This window comes from Micrococcaceae bacterium Sec5.8, assembly GCA_039636775.1.
Classification (GTDB): domain Bacteria; phylum Actinomycetota; class Actinomycetes; order Actinomycetales; family Micrococcaceae; genus Arthrobacter.
In genome coordinates this window covers 3,053,901-3,069,560 of record CP143429.1, presented here as the reverse complement: position 1 = coordinate 3,069,560, position 15,660 = coordinate 3,053,901, and the positions used below count along the sequence as shown (strand labels likewise).

At 63.5% G+C, this 15,660-nt stretch carries 10 protein-coding genes; 8 read left to right on the top strand and 2 right to left on the bottom strand.

Annotated elements, in window-relative coordinates; translation table 11 throughout:
• Positions 1-121: 121 nt before the first annotated feature.
• The 4 genes from VUN84_14005 to VUN84_13990 all read left to right on the top strand — a co-directional run bounded on the left by VUN84_14005 (position 122) and on the right by VUN84_13990 (position 4,624).
• Positions 122-1,231, top strand: a complete 1,110-nt coding sequence (locus VUN84_14005; GenBank protein XAS63401.1) for a GNAT family N-acetyltransferase — start codon at positions 122-124, stop codon at positions 1,229-1,231.
• A gap of 310 nt (positions 1,232-1,541) precedes the next feature.
• Positions 1,542-2,129, top strand: coding sequence for a 50S ribosomal protein L10 (rplJ, locus tag VUN84_14000; GenBank protein ID XAS63400.1), 588 nt, complete (start codon positions 1,542-1,544; stop codon positions 2,127-2,129).
• Between the two features lie 73 nt (positions 2,130-2,202).
• A complete protein-coding gene (rplL, locus tag VUN84_13995; protein ID XAS63399.1) occupies positions 2,203-2,577 on the top strand; it encodes a 50S ribosomal protein L7/L12 in 375 nt (124 codons plus the stop codon).
• Positions 2,578-2,791: 214 nt separating this feature from the next.
• A complete protein-coding gene (locus VUN84_13990; protein XAS63398.1) occupies positions 2,792-4,624 on the top strand; it encodes a 5'-nucleotidase C-terminal domain-containing protein in 1,833 nt (610 codons plus the stop codon).
• 31 nt (positions 4,625-4,655) lie between these two features.
• Here VUN84_13990 and VUN84_13985 read toward each other — a convergent pair whose 3' ends face one another.
• Together VUN84_13985 and VUN84_13980 are read right to left on the bottom strand one after the other, a co-directional pair.
• Entirely contained in the window at positions 4,656-5,165 is a 510-nt protein-coding gene (locus VUN84_13985; GenBank protein XAS65867.1) for a YbaK/EbsC family protein, read from the bottom strand.
• A gap of 54 nt (positions 5,166-5,219) precedes the next feature.
• The gene (locus VUN84_13980; protein ID XAS63397.1) at positions 5,220-6,419 is read right to left on the bottom strand and encodes an acetyl-CoA C-acetyltransferase; all 1,200 of its coding nucleotides are present in this window, start codon (positions 6,417-6,419) and stop codon (positions 5,220-5,222) included.
• A gap of 412 nt (positions 6,420-6,831) precedes the next feature.
• On the opposite strand from VUN84_13980, the gene rpoB reads away from it, so the two are divergent.
• The 4 genes from rpoB to rpsG all read left to right on the top strand — a co-directional run bounded on the left by rpoB (position 6,832) and on the right by rpsG (position 15,657).
• Positions 6,832-10,350 (top strand): DNA-directed RNA polymerase subunit beta, encoded by a 3,519-nt coding sequence (gene rpoB, locus VUN84_13975; GenBank protein XAS63396.1) that lies wholly within the window; start codon positions 6,832-6,834, stop codon positions 10,348-10,350.
• Positions 10,351-10,461: 111 nt separating this feature from the next.
• Positions 10,462-14,361, top strand: coding sequence for a DNA-directed RNA polymerase subunit beta' (locus tag VUN84_13970; protein XAS63395.1), 3,900 nt, complete (start codon positions 10,462-10,464; stop codon positions 14,359-14,361).
• A 449-nt stretch (positions 14,362-14,810) separates the two neighbouring features.
• On the top strand, positions 14,811-15,185 hold the full coding sequence (gene rpsL, locus VUN84_13965; GenBank protein ID XAS63394.1) for a 30S ribosomal protein S12: 375 nt from the start codon (positions 14,811-14,813) through the stop codon (positions 15,183-15,185).
• 1 nt (position 15,186) lies between these two features.
• Complete coding sequence (gene rpsG / locus VUN84_13960; protein ID XAS63393.1) at positions 15,187-15,657, top strand: 30S ribosomal protein S7; 471 nt, start codon at positions 15,187-15,189, stop codon at positions 15,655-15,657.
• The last annotated feature ends 3 nt before the right edge of the window (positions 15,658-15,660 follow it).

The window sequence follows — 15,660 nt, the reverse complement described above, 5'->3', positions numbered from 1 at the left end:
ATTTTGTCGAACATGCTGATGGAACGGCAGCCCAAACCGGCATATGCTGGCGGTGGTAGCCCGGTTTTCGCCGGGTTTCCGGCGCCCATGGATGGCAGAACAGCTGGGGATGATGCCCGTGATGGCAAATGACGTACGGATAGAACAGCTGTGGATTCCCGATTCGCTGGACGGCGCGGACGCTGCCGACTTCATAACCGCGGTCGAAGTCGGACGCAGGGTGCGGATGCAGACGTGGGGGAGTGACGACCTCGCGTACGCGCCGCAGGAGAAGTTGCTCGAGATGGCTGACCCTTACGAGCGCCAGGTCATTCTGGTGGCCAGGGTGGACGGGGACATCGTCGGAACCGTCGACATTGCCTTGCCTCTGGCGGACAACCTGGACCTCGCGGAGTTCGCCCTGGATATTCTGCCGGAATTCCAAGGGCGGGGCGTGGGCAGGCGACTGCTGGAGGCTGCCGAGCACTTCGCCCGGGGCGAAGGCAGGCACACCATCCTGATTGACACGAACCATTCGCGCGCCTCCCTGGGTGAGAGCGGCGCCGGGCAGCTGGTTCCCGGCGCCGGCCTGGGCTTCGTGCCAATGAACAGCCGGGAGGTCGAATTCGCCCGCCACAGCGGCTATACCCTTCAGCACATCGAACAATTCAGTGCCTGCACTCTGCCCCTGGACAGCGTGCTCGTGGAGGAGCTGCACACCGAGGCCCAGGAAGCCAACGCAGGCCGCTACCGCCTGCACCACTGGACAGATCAGTGCCCGGATCAATGGCTTGAGGCCGTCGTGAAGCTCGAAAACAGTGCGGGCGAAGACGGCGTGCCGGGGGCCGATGACACGGATATGGTGTTCGACGGCGGCATACTCCGCGAGGCGGAAGAGGTCGCCATCGCGCAGGGCCGCCGGACGGTGGTCACCGCCGTCGAGGAGATCGCCACCGGCGAGCTCGTTGGACTGACGACGATCAGCGTCCTCGCCCTCAGGCCCGATGTCGTCTTCCAGGATGACACCGTGGTCCTGCGCCAGCACCGGGGGAACAAGCTGGGCCTGCTGATCAAGGTCGCAAACATGGAACGGCTAGCCGAGCAGTTCCCGGGCGCCCGGGTCCTCTACACCTGGAATGCGCCGGAAAACCGGTACCTGCTCAAGGTCAACCAGCAGCTGGGGTTCACCACAGCCGGAGTCACGGGCCTCTGGCAAAAGGAACTCCCGGACTTCGGGCCCAGCACCAGCTGAACGGGGCACCCGGGGTCCGATTTGGAACACCCGCCCCGATTCGCGTAGGCTGGGTGAACCAAAGACCGTCGGTTGTTGGAAATTCACTCTCCCAGGCAAGGCTCACTTCTGCAGTCGCGCCGGGAGGGCCAGTGGATCTCCAGACGAAGGACCCTGAACAGAGGGCGGCCGGCGCAGGTGAACGAAGCAAAGCTCCGCAGTCATGGACTGCGTCGAGACAAGCCCCGTGCATCTGCGCGGGGCGTTTTTAGTTTTTAGCTCTTTTGAGCGGGGACCGGGACTCACCGGCACTATCCCCGGAAGGAGGGTTATGGCAACGCCTAGCAAGGTTTCAGCAGTAGCTGAGATCACTAACGATTTCAAGGAATCGAACGCCGCTGTCCTGACCGAATACCGTGGGCTCACCGTTGCACAGCTCAAGCAGCTGCGTGTCTCGCTCGGCCAGGACACCAAGTTCTCGGTCGTCAAGAACACCCTGACCGCCATTGCAGCCAAGGAAGCTGGTGTCGAAGCATTCGACGGCCAGCTCGCCGGCCCCACTGCAATCGCGTTCATCAAGGGTGACGCAGTTGCCGCTGCCAAGAGCCTGACGGATTTTGCCAAGACCAACAAGCAGCTGGTTATCAAGACCGGTTACTTCGAGGGCAAGGCTCTGAACGCCAGCGAAGTTGCTGCCCTGGCAGCACTCGAGTCCCGCGAGCTGCAGCTCGCCAAGGTTGCAGGCATCCTCAAGGCTCCTGCTGCCGCCGCTGTTCGCATCATCGACGCACTGCGCCTCAAGCTTGAAGAAGAGAACGGCGCACCGGCTGAAGCCGAAGCGCCCGCCGCTGAAGAAGCCCCGGCCGCCGATGCAGCAGTTGAAGCTCCGGCTGACGCCGCAGCCCCCGAAGAGAACTAACTCTCTAAACCAGACTCCGGTGCGAGGGCACGGCTCCGGCCGCCGAGCACCACTATAGGAAGGACGCCACACCATGGCGAAGCTCACCAACGAAGAGCTCATTGAAGCTTTCAAGGAACTGACCATCATCGAACTCTCTGAGTTCGTAAAGCTCTTCGAAGAGACCTTCGAAGTTACTGCTGCTGCTGTTGCTGTTGCTGGCCCCGCTGCCGGTGCCGCTGCAGAAGAAGAAGAGCAGACCGCATTCGACGTCATCCTGGAGCACCCGGGCGACAAGAAGATTGCAGTCATCAAGGAAGTTCGTGCCATCACTTCCCTGGGTCTGAAGGAAGCTAAGGACGTTGTTGACAGCGCTCCGAAGGCCGTCCTCGAAGGTGTCACCAAGGAAGCTGCCGAGAAGGCTGTTGCACAGCTCGAAGAAGCCGGCGCACGCGTTACCCTCAAGTAACTCACCGCTTCCGGAACTGTCCGGGAACCTTCAGTTCCCGTTCCGCTCCGGGAAACCCCGTCCACTCCGGTGGGCGGGGTTTCCTGCGTTTCGGGCGAACCAACGGCACATGAAATTCTAGAAAAGACCGTTGGCTCTCTGTTCTCCCGCGCAGGCGCGCGCCTAGACTGAGGCTTCGTGCCGACAGGCCGCCACCGTTGAGGAGCTCACACAAATGACCGACGCCAACCCCTCGCTCTCCCGCCGCGCCATGCTTGCCGCGGCCCTCGTGGGTGGCGGCACTGCCGCCGCGACGCTGGCCGGAGCCCCGGCCGCCCAAGCCGGCCCTGCATCAGCCCGGAAGCGGTTCACGCTGACCGTGCTGGGCACCACCGACCTGCACAATAATGTCTTCAACTGGGATTACTTCAAGAACCTGCCGTACGCCGATACCGCGGGAAACAAGATCGGCATTGCGCAGGCATCCACCCTGATCAAAGCGATGCGGACCGAACGTGGAGCCGCGAAAACACTCACCATCGACGCCGGCGACACCATCCAGGGAACGCCCCTGGCCTACTACTTCGCCAAAATCCGCCCCATTTCCGCGACGGTGACGCACCCCATGGCCCTGGCCATGAACGCCGTGGGCTACGACGCCGCCGGCCTCGGCAACCACGAATTCAACTATGGCATCCCGCTGCTGCGGACCTGGGAACGGCAGCTCGACTTCCCGCTGCTGGCCGCCAATGTCCACGACGCCGGCACCGGCCAGCGTGCTTTCACGCCCTACGTCCTCAAACGCGTGAAGACGGACAACGGCTGGCTGACCGTGGGCTTGGTCGGCTTCGTTACCCCCGGGTGCGCGCTCTGGGACCGTGACAATGTCCAGGGAAAGCTGGACTTCAACGGCATCGTGGAGGAGGCCAGGACCGTTATCCCGCAGCTTAAGGCGGCGGGCGCCGACGTCGTCATTGTCACGAGCCACTCGGGCGCAACTCCGGGCTCCTCGTACGGGGATGCCCTGCCGTTCCCGGAGAACGCCTCCACGCAGCTCGCTGAAGAGGTTCCCGGCATCGATGCCATCCTGGTCGGCCACGCCCATCTGGAGATCCCGGAACGCTTCGTCACCAACAAATCCTCCGGCAAGCAGGTCCTCCTGACCGAACCGCTCAAGTGGGGCATGCGGGTCTCTGTCATGGATTTGGAGCTAGCCAAGGACAAGGGGCAGTGGACGGTGACCGCGGCACACTCGCACCTGCTGGACGCCAAAACGGTCGATGCTGACCCCGCCGTCGTGCGTGCCGTCCGGTCCGGCCACGAGGCCACCGTGAAGTACGTCAACGAGGTCATCGGAACGTCCACTGCTCCGCTCACTACGGCTACGGCCTGTTGGGAGGACTCCGCGGCCATCGACGCGATTAACTATGTCCAGGCGATCACCATCAAGGCCGAGCTTGCCAACGGGCCGGCCGCCGACCTCCCGGTGCTCTCCATTGCTGCGGCCTTTTCCCGCTCCGTGGACGTCAAGGCCGGGCCGCTGACCATACGGGACGTCGCCGGACTGTATATTTTCGACAACACGTTGCTCTCCATCAAGGTCACTGGCGCCCAGGTCAAGGATTACCTGGAATGGTCCGCGCAGTTCTTCCAACCGGTCACCACCACAACGGCCCGCGCTGCTGATGTCACCAACGCGGTCACCGCCGCAGCACCGGGAGGGACACCGGATTACAACTACGACGTCGTCTACGGCCTCGACGCACCGTTGAACTACGAGATCGACCTCGCTAAGCCAGTGGGGCAGCGCATCACCGGGCTGACCTACGGCACCGGGGCCCTCCGGATGGACCAGGAATTCGCCCTGGCCATCAACAACTACCGGCAGAGCGGCGGCGGCAACTTCCCGGCCGTGAAGACGGCTCCGGTGCTCTCCAACAGCCAGCAGGAAATCCGGCAGCGGATCATCGACTTCGTTGTGGACCGCGGCACACTGGATGTGGCCGTCTTTAGCCAGGCCAACTGGCGGCTCACGGTCAACGGAGCGGCCCTCACCATCACCCCGTAGCGGGATTTAACCCGGCCGGGCTAAGTCCCGTCTAGCCCGGTTCGGAGATGTCCGCGACGACGGCGTCGAGGGCGGCGGTCAGGGCGTCTGCGTCCACGAAGGCGCTGTAACCGTGGTCGCCCGCGCCCAGGGAGATCCTGCGCCCGGCGATGCTCCGGTCCGCGTAAACCGGCCAGGCACCGGTACTTCCAAGCGGTGTGATGGAGCCGCGCTCGTAGCCGGTCGCTTCCAGGGCGACCTCCGCCGCCGGAAGTGACAGCTTGTTCACGCCGACCAGGGCACGGAGCTTGGGCCAGGAAATCTGCCGGCCGCCCGGGATGAGGGCGAAGAGGAACCTGCCGTCCTTGCGCTTGACCACAAGGGACTTCACGATATCTTCCTCTCGGATTCCGAGTATCCGGGCCGCTTCCACGAGGCTGCTGGCGGCGGGACGCTCCACGAGCTGAACGTCCACGCCGCGGGCAGCGGCGTCCGCCAGAAACCGTTCCCGGCCGTTCCCGGCCGGAGCCGCCGGGACCGCTGGCCGCCCCTGCGTGGTCAGCCACGGCACCGTCCGGAACGGCACCGTCAGGCACGGCGGGGCCCGTCATGGGGATCAGTCGCGGAACAGCAGGAGCGCTTCGCCTTGGCCGCCGCCGCCGCAAAGGGACACAGCAGCCTTGCCAGCGCCGCGCCGTTTCAGTTCGTGCGCTGCATGCAGGGCCAGCCGGGCACCGGAGGCGCCGATCGGGTGGCCCATGGCGATGGCGCCGCCGTGGATGTTGCACTGCTCAAGCGGGTAGGCGAGGTCCTTGAGTGACTGCACGGCGACGGACCCAAAGGCCTCGTTGATTTCGATGAAGTCCAGATCCGTGGCGGACCAGCCGGCTTTGTCCAGGGCGCTCTTGATGGCGTTGGAGGGCTGGGAGTGCAGGGAGTTGTCCGGGCCGGCCACCTGCCCGGGCTTGCCGACGACGGCCAGGTACTCAAGGCCGTTGTCCTCGGCGAATTTCCGGGAGGACAGCACCAGGGCGGAGGCGCCGTCGGACAGGGGAGAGGAATTGCCGGCGGTGATGGTGCCGTCCGTGACGAACGCCGCCCGCAGGCCCGCCAACGAGTTCACGGTCGTGTCCGGCCTGATGCCCTCATCCGCGGACAGCACAATGGGCTCGCCTTTGCGCTGCTTCACGCTGATCGGAGCAATTTCGCCGTCGAAAACGCCGTCCTTGGCGGCCCGGGCGGCGCGCTGGTGGGACGCTGCTGCCACCTCGTCCTGGGAGGTCCGGTCAATGCCCAGCGTCAGGTTCTTTGCCTCGGTGGACAGGCCCATGGACTGCCCGTCGAAGGCGTCGGTCAGTCCGTCGTGGGCGGCGGCGTCGAGGGCCTGGATGGACCCGTAGGTCCAGCCCTGCCGTGATCCAGGGAGGAGGTGCGGAGCTCGGGTCATGGATTCCTGGCCGCCGGCGACCACGACGGTGGCATCACCGCTGCGGATCATGCGGGCCGCATCGATCACGGCGGTCAAGCCGGACAGGCAGACCTTGTTGATGGTCAGCGTCGGGACGTTCCAGCCGATCCCGGCGCCGATGGCGCTCTGGCGGGCGGGATTCTGGCCGGCGCCGGCCTGCAGCACCTGGCCCATGATCACCGAGTCCACCTGCTCGGCCTTCACTCCACCTGCAGCCAGGGCCGCTCGAATCGCGTGGGAGCCGAGTTCCACGGCGGTGAAGCTCGCAAGCTGACCGTTGAGGCGTCCCTGGGGAGTGCGTGCGGCGGCGAGGATGACAACATCATTGTTGTCTGCAGAGTTGCTCATGGTTTTCTCTTCCAATCGTGAACGATGTACAGCAAGGCTATCGCGATGCCAGTGGCCGGGCCATTGTCCTGTTGCCGGCAGAGAGCCGCAGCCGGGCCGCGGCCGGAATGGGGCGGGGATCGGGGGCGGGGGAGTGTGCTTGCAATCCCGCGCGAAGTGGGGTAGACAAGTAGGTTGCTTTGCCGTATCGTAGATATTTGCGTCTTCCCTGTTTACCTTCAGCCTTCATATAGCGGTGGGCTTAGCCTGGCAGCTGCGCCATCAATGTGCCGTCTACAACGTGCACCACCCATGGCCAGCGCGGGTCCCGGGTCATATAGCGGAACCGGATTGGTAGCACTGCGGAGTCACTCCGCAGGGTGCATAACGGGGGAGATCTGACAACGCCTGAAGGTCTGTGGAAGGATCCCTCTTGGTCGCCTCGAGCACCTCTAATGTAAACAACGCTGCAACCGCTATCAACGCCGACAGCACCGACGGTGCAACCCGCCGGCTCTCATTCGCAAAGATTCACGAACCTCTTGACGTTCCGAATCTGCTTGCCCTGCAAACGGACAGCTTTGACTGGCTGGTCGGAAACGAACGCTGGCAGGCCCGCGTAGCCAAGGCCGTCGAAGAAGGCGACCTCAGCGTCGCCACCTCCTCGGGTCTGTCCGACATCTTCGAAGAGATCTCCCCGATCGAGGATTTCCAGGGCACCATGTCCCTGAGCTTCTCGGAGCCGGAGTTCGCTGATCCGAAGTACACCATGGCTGAGTGCAAGGACCGGGACGCTACGTACTCGGCTCCGCTGTACGTCAAGGCCGAATTCATGAACAACAACACGGGCGAAATCAAGCAGCAGACCGTGTTCATGGGTGACTTCCCGCTGATGACCGAGAAGGGCACGTTCGTGGTCAACGGCACCGAGCGTGTCGTCGTCTCACAGTTGGTCCGCTCCCCGGGCGCCTATTTCGAGCGCACCGCCGACAAGACCAGCGACAAGGACATCTTCACCGCGAAGATCATCCCGTCCCGCGGCGCCTGGTTCGAACTCGAAATCGACAAGCGCGACCAGGTCGGCGTCCGCCTCGACCGGAAGCGCAAGCAGTCCGTCACGGTGCTGCTGAAGGCCCTCGGCTGGACCGAAGGCCAGATTCTCGAAGAGTTCGGCCAGTACGACTCCATGCGCGCCACGCTGGAGAAGGACGCCACCGAGACCCGCGAAGACGCCTTGCTGGATATCTACCGGAAGCTGCGACCGGGCGAGCCGCCCACGGTCGAGGCTGCCCAGTCCCTGCTGGACAACCTGTACTTCAACTCCAAGCGCTACGATCTGGCCAAGGTTGGCCGTTACAAGATCAACCGCAAGCTCGGCATCGACCGCTCCCTTGGTGACAAGGAAGCGTCTGTCCTGCACGTTGAAGACATCGTCGCCATGATCAAGTTCCTCGTTGCCCTGCACGCCGGTGAGAAGACCCTCACCGGAAAGCGCGACGGCCAGGACCACGAGCTGCGCGTCGAGATCGATGACATCGACCACTTCGGCAACCGCCGCATCCGCGCCGTCGGCGAGCTCATCGAGAACCAGGTCCGCACCGGCCTGTCCCGGATGGAGCGCGTTGTCCGCGAGCGGATGACCACCCAGGACGTCGAGGCCATCACGCCGCAGACCCTGATCAACATCCGCCCTGTTGTGGCAGCGATCAAGGAGTTCTTCGGAACGTCCCAGCTGTCCCAGTTCATGGACCAGAACAACCCGCTGTCGGGTTTGACCCACAAGCGCCGCCTGTCGGCGCTTGGCCCGGGCGGTCTGTCCCGTGACCGTGCAGGCATGGAAGTCCGCGACGTCCACCCGTCGCACTACGGCCGTATGTGCCCCATCGAAACTCCTGAAGGCCCGAACATTGGCCTGATCGGTTCGCTGGCATCCTACGGACGCATCAACCCGTTCGGATTCATCGAGACCCCGTACCGGCTCGTCGCCGAGGGTGTCGTCTCCGACGAGGTCCAGTACCTCACGGCCGACGACGAAGCAGAGGTCCTGATTGCCCAGGCCAACGCTCCGCTTGATGAGAACAAGAAGTTCGCCGAAGAGACCGTCCTTGTCCGTGCCCGCGGCGGTGGAGGCGAGCCGGTTCTGGTTCCCGCCGCCGACGTCGAGTTCATGGACGTCTCCCCGCGCCAGATGGTGTCTGTGGCTACGGCCCTGATCCCGTTCCTCGAGCATGACGACGCAAACCGCGCACTCATGGGTGCCAACATGCAGCGCCAGGCCGTGCCGCTGGTTCGTTCCGAGGCGCCGTTCGTCGGCACCGGCATGGAGCGCGCCGCTGCAGTCGACGCCGGTGACGTCACCATCGCGAAGAAGGCCGGTGTGGTGACCGAGGTCTCAGCCGAGCTCGTGATCGTGCTCAACGATGACGGTACGGAAACCAACTACCGCATCAACAAGTTCGCCCGCTCCAACCAGGGCAACTGCTACAACAACCGCGTTCTGGTGAACGAAGGCCAGCGCCTGGAAGTCGGCGGCATCATTGCCGACGGCCCGGCAACGGACCAGGGCGAACTGGCCCTCGGTAAGAACCTGCTCGTGGCGTTCATGTCATGGGAAGGCCATAACTTCGAGGATGCCATCATCCTGTCCCAGCGGATTGTGGCTGAGGACGTTCTTTCCTCCATCCACATCGAGGAGCACGAGATCGATGCCCGCGACACCAAGCTTGGTGCCGAGGAAATCACCCGTGACATCCCGAACGTGTCCGAGGAAGTCCTGGCGGGCCTGGACGAGCGCGGCATCATCCACATCGGTGCCGAAGTCGAAGCCGGCGACATCCTGGTCGGCAAGGTCACGCCCAAGGGCGAGACTGAGCTGACCCCGGAAGAGCGTCTGCTGCGCGCCATCTTCGGTGAGAAGTCCCGCGAAGTGCGCGACACCTCCCTGAAGGTTCCGCACGGCGAGTCCGGCACCGTCATCGGTGTCCGCGTCTTCGACCGCGACAACGACGACGAGCTGCCCCCGGGCGTCAACCAGCTGGTCCGCGTCTACGTCGCTGCCAAGCGCAAGATCACCGACGGCGACAAGCTGGCCGGCCGTCACGGCAACAAGGGCGTCATCTCCAAGATCCTTCCGATCGAGGACATGCCCTTCCTTGCCGACGGCACCCCCGTTGATATCGTTCTGAACCCGCTGGGTGTTCCGGGCCGTATGAACGTCGGCCAGGTCCTGGAAACCCACCTCGGCTGGGTTGCCAAGACCGGTTGGAAGATCGAAGGCGAGCCCGAGTGGGTCAAGCAGCTGCCGAACCTGCCGCGCGAGAGTGGTTCGACCACTGTTGCAACGCCGGTCTTCGATGGTGCGCGCGAAGAGGAAATCACTGGTCTCCTCGATTCCACCAACGTCACCCGCGACGGCGTCCGCCTGATCAACTCCTCAGGCAAGACCCGTCTGTTTGACGGCCGCTCCGGCGAGCCGTTCCCGGATCCGATCTCGGTCGGCTACATGTACATCCTGAAGCTCCACCACCTGGTGGACGACAAGATCCACGCCCGCTCCACCGGCCCGTACTCCATGATCACGCAGCAGCCGCTGGGTGGTAAGGCACAGTTCGGTGGCCAGCGCTTCGGTGAAATGGAAGTGTGGGCGCTCGAAGCTTACGGCGCCGCCTACACGCTTCAGGAGCTCCTCACGATCAAGTCCGATGATATCCACGGCCGCGTGAAGGTCTACGAAGCCATCGTCAAGGGCGAGAACATCCCCGAGCCGGGCGTTCCTGAGTCCTTCAAGGTCTTGATCAAGGAAATGCAGTCGCTGTGCCTGAACGTGGAAGTGCTTTCCACGGACGGAACCACAATTGAAATGCGTGACTCTGATGACGCAGTCTTCACGGCTGCGGAAGAACTGGGCATCGATCTGTCTCGTGCAGAGCCCAGTTCCGTAGAAGAGGTTTAGCAGGCGTCCGGGAAAGGCAGATGCGCCCGCCGCGCTGCCTTTCCCGGGTTCCTCCCTCTTCCCGTAACCCAAGACTTCAGAATTTAGAGAACAAGAGAGAACAGGGACCATATGTCCAGCGAATCCTCCTTCGGCCTCATGCAGATCGGCCTCGCCACCGCGGAAGACATCCGTGGCTGGTCTTACGGCGAGGTTAAGAAGCCGGAAACCATCAACTACCGCACGCTCAAGCCTGAGAAGGACGGCCTCTTCTGCGAGAAGATCTTCGGCCCGTCCCGCGACTGGGAATGCTACTGCGGCAAGTACAAGCGCGTGCGCTTCAAGGGCATCATCTGCGAGCGGTGTGGCGTTGAGGTCACCCGCGCAAAGGTCCGCCGTGAGCGCATGGGCCACATCGAACTGGCCGCCCCGGTCACGCACATCTGGTACTTCAAGGGTGTCCCGTCCCGTCTGGGCTACCTCCTTGACCTGGCGCCGAAGGACCTCGAAAAGGTCATCTACTTCGCTGCCTACATGATCACGAGCGTCGACGCCGACAGCCGCCACGAAGAACTGCCCAACCTCCAGGTTGAGCACGACATCGAAAAGAAGCAGCTGATCGACAACCGCGACTCGGACATCGCCACGATCGCCCGCGACCTTGAGAACGAGCTTGCCCGTCTCGAAGGCGAAGGCGCCAAGGCTGCGGACAAGAAGAAGGCCCGCGACTCCGCTGACCGCCAGATGGCCAACGTCCGCAAGCGTGCGGATGCTGAGATCGAACGGCTCGAGCAGGTCTGGGACCGCTTCAAGAACCTCAAGGTTGCCGATCTCGAAGGTGACGAAGGCCTGTACCGGGAACTGCGCGACCGCTACGGCATGTACTTCGAAGGCTCCATGGGTGCCGAAGCCATCAAGAAGCGTCTTGAGAACTTCGACATGCAGGCCGAGTCGGACATGCTCCGGGACATCATTGCCAATGGCAAGGGCCAGCGTAAAACCCGTGCCCTGAAGCGGCTCAAGGTGGTCAACGCGTTCCTGACCACCAACAACAGCCCGCTGGGCATGGTGCTGGACGCCGTCCCGGTCATCCCGCCGGAACTGCGCCCGATGGTCCAGCTGGACGGTGGCCGCTTTGCGACCTCCGACCTCAACGACCTCTACCGCCGTGTGATCAACCGCAACAACCGGCTCAAGCGCCTGCTTGATCTGGGTGCTCCGGAGATCATCGTCAACAACGAGAAGCGCATGCTTCAGGAAGCCGTTGACAGCCTCTTTGACAACGGCCGCCGCGGCCGTCCGGTCACCGGACCGGGCAACCGTCCGCTGAAGTCCCTGTCCGACATGCTCAAGGGCAAGCAAGGCCGTTTCCGCCAGAACCTCCTGGGTAAGCGCGTCGACTACTCCGGCCGTTCGGTTATCGTCGTTGGCCCGCAGTTGAAGCTGCACCAGTGTGGTCTGCCGAAGCAGATGGCTCTTGAGCTCTTCAAACCGTTCGTGATGAAGCGCCTGGTTGACCTCAACCACGCGCAGAACATCAAGTCAGCCAAGCGGATGGTTGAGCGCTACCGCCCGCAGGTCTGGGATGTCCTGGAAGAGATCATCACCGAGCACCCTGTGCTGCTGAACCGTGCACCCACCCTGCACCGTCTCGGTATCCAGGCGTTCGAACCGCAGCTGGTCGAAGGCAAGGCAATCCAGCTTCACCCGCTGGTTTGCGGCGCCTTCAACGCGGACTTCGACGGCGACCAGATGGCAGTTCACCTGCCGCTGAGCCCCGAAGCCCAGGCGGAAGCCCGGATCCTGATGCTGTCCTCGAACAACATCCTGAAGCCGTCCGACGGCCGCCCGGTGACCCTGCCGTCGCAGGATATGATCATCGGCCTTTACCACCTGACCACCAAGCGTGTCGGTTCAGCTGGCGAAGGCAGGATCTTCTCCTCGGTGTCGGAAGCCATCATGGCGTACGACCTGCATGAGCTGCACCTGAACTCCCAGGTCAAGATCCGGCTCGAAGGCTTCGTGCCTTACGCCGGCTGGGAAGCTCCGGAAGGCTACGAGCCGGGTCAGACCGTACTCGTCCAGACCTCCCTGGGCCAGGTTCTCTTCAACGAGACCCTGCCGGCGGACTACCCGTGGGTCGAGAACGTTGCTGACAAGGGCGAACTGTCCACGATCGTCAACGATCTCGCCGAGCGCTACCCGAAGGTCATCACGGCGGCGACGCTGGATAACCTCAAGGATGCCGGTTTCTACTGGGCCACCCGCTCCGGCGTCACCGTCGCGATTTCGGACATTGAGGTTCCCAAGGACAAGCCGCGGATCCTCGCCGGTTACGAAACCATGGCCGCCAAGATCCAGGGCCAGTACGACAAGGGCCTGATCGACGACGACGAGCGTCGCCAGGAACTGATCGAGATCTGGAACAAGGCAACGAACGAGATCGCCCAGGCGATGCGTGACAGCCTGTCGCCGATGAACACCATCAACCGCATGGTCTCCTCCGGTGCACGTGGTAACTGGATGCAGGTCCGCCAGATCGCGGGTATCCGTGGCCTGGTGGCCAACCCTAAGGGCGAGATCATCCCGCGTCCGATCAAGTCCTCCTACCGCGAGGGCCTGTCGGTGCTGGAATACTTCATCGCCACGCACGGTGCCCGTAAGGGACTGGCTGACACCGCGCTTCGTACCGCCAACTCGGGTTACCTGACCCGCCGTCTGGTCGACGTATCGCAGGATGTTATCGTCCGGGAAGAGGACTGCGGCACCGAACGCGGCCTCATGACCGCGATCGCCGTGGCCGACGCCAACGGTGAGCTGGTTTTGGACGAGAACGTCGAGAACAGTGCGTACGCCCGGACCCTGGCCGTGGATGTCGTTGACTCCAAGGGCAAGGTTCTGGCAGCCGGCGGCACCGACTGCGGCGACGTCGTCATTGCCGAACTGTTCGCTGCCGGTATCACCGAGGTCAAGGTCCGCTCCGTACTCACCTGTGAGTCCAGCGTCGGCACCTGCGCCCTGTGCTACGGCCGTTCGCTTGCCACGGGTAAGACTGTGGACATCGGTGAGGCCGTCGGTATCATCGCCGCACAGTCCATCGGTGAGCCGGGTACCCAGCTGACCATGCGTACGTTCCACACCGGTGGTGCTGTTTCCTCCAGCGGCGGCGACGATATCACCCAGGGTCTGCCCCGTATCCAGGAGCTCTTCGAAGCCCGTACTCCGAAGGGTGTTGCGCCGATTGCTGAAGCAGCCGGCCGCATCACCATCGAAGAGTCCGAGCGCCAGATGCGCCTGGTCATCACCCCGGATGACGGATCTGAAGAGATTGCCTACCCGGTGCTGCGCCGTTCACGTCTTCTCATTGAAGACGGCGACCACGTCAGTGTCGGCCAGAAGCTCATCAACGGTCCGGTCGACCCCAAGCAGGTGCTGCGCATCATGGGCCCCCGTGCCGCGCAGAAGTTCCTCGTCGACGAAGTCCAGGGCGTGTACCGCAGCCAGGGCATCGGTATCCACGACAAGCACGTCGAGGTTATCGTCCGCCAGATGCTGCGCCGCGTCACGGTCATCGAGTCCGGCGAATCGGACCTGCTGCCCGGCGAGCTCGCCGAGCGCAGCCGCTTCGAAGATGCCAACCGCCGCGTTGTGTCCGAGGGCAAGACGCCGGCTTCCGGCCGTCCCGAGCTCATGGGCATCACCAAGGCCTCCCTGGCGACCGAGTCCTGGCTGTCCGCAGCTTCCTTCCAGGAAACCACCCGCGTCCTGACGCAGGCGGCCATGGAAGGCAAGAGCGATCCGCTGCTCGGCCTCAAGGAAAACGTCATCATCGGTAAGCTCATCCCGGCCGGCACGGGTCTCCCGCGCTACACCGAGGTCACAGTGGAACCGACTGAAGAAGCGAAGGCCAACCTGTTCACCGGCCCCAGCGCGTTCAGTGACTTCTCCTACGATTCCCTGGGCGGCGACGGAGCTCCTGAGTTCCACGCCATTCCGCTGGATGACTACGACCTGGGCAGCGACTTCCGCTAGCGGGCAGGGCGTTCCCTGACGTGTTGCGTTCCGCACCACGCAGGAACCCGGCCGCCCTGCCTTTACCGGCCGCTGAGTGACTGAAAGGCCCCGTTCCCACCTCGGTGGGGGCGGGGCTTTTCCGGTCCTGGACCCCGCCGATTAAGGGCTGGGACTTGCCCGTGGTAGGCTTGGTACTAATTGTTATTGTGGCAGTGGATGAGTGCGCCGGTGCAGCTGAAAGGCTGAACCAGGACGACGTTTCCGGTTTGCACGGTTCTTGTGCAGCGTATGCCACATTTTCGCATGCCTAGGGGCAATCCGGGGAGCAATCCACGGACCCCGGCGTGCGGCCCGACTATTAAGGCTTCGCCCAGCTGCTCTGGAGATCTTCAACGCTCGAGCGGCGGGGCGCAGCGACGAGAGAGCGGCTGCCAACGGCCGCTCCGGATAAAACGGAGAACACGAGAGTGCCTACGATTAACCAGCTGGTCCGCAAGGGCCGCACGCCGAAGGTCAAAAAGACCAAGGCCCCCGCGCTTAACGGCAGCCCGATGCGCCGCGGTGTTTGCACCCGCGTGTACACGACGACCCCGAAGAAGCCGAACTCGGCTCTGCGTAAGGTTGCGCGTGTTCGCCTCAACGGCGGCGTTGAAGTGACCGCGTACATCCCCGGTGTAGGCCACAACCTGCAGGAGCACTCCATTGTGCTCGTCCGCGGTGGTCGCGTTAAGGACCTCCCGGGTGTCCGTTACAAGATTGTCCGTGGTGCCCTCGATACCCAGGGTGTCAAGAACCGTAAGCAGGCTCGTAGCCGCTACGGCGCAAAGATGGAGAAGAAGTAATATGCCTCGCAAGGGTCCGGCCCCCAAGCGGCCGCTAGTTCTAGATCCCGTTTACGGTTCCCCGCTGGTCACCCAGCTCATCAACAAGGTCCTCGTTGACGGCAAGAAGTCCACCGCGGAGCGCATCGTTTACGGTGCCCTCGAAGGTGCTCGGGCCAAGTCCGGCGGCGACCCCGTTGCGGCCCTCAAGAAGGCCATGGAGAACGTCAAGCCTTCCCTCGAGGTCCGCTCCCGCCGCGTCGGTGGCGCAACCTACCAGGTTCCGGTTGAGGTCAAGCCGGGCCGCTCCACCGCCCTCGCACTCCGCTGGCTGGTCGGCTACTCCAAGGCCCGCCGCGAGAAGACCATGACCGAGCGCCTCCAGAACGAGATCCTGGATGCCTCGAACGGTCTCGGTGCCGCTGTGAAGCGCCGCGAAGACACCCACAAGATGGCCGAGTCCAACAAGGCCTTCGCACACTACCGCTGGTAATAC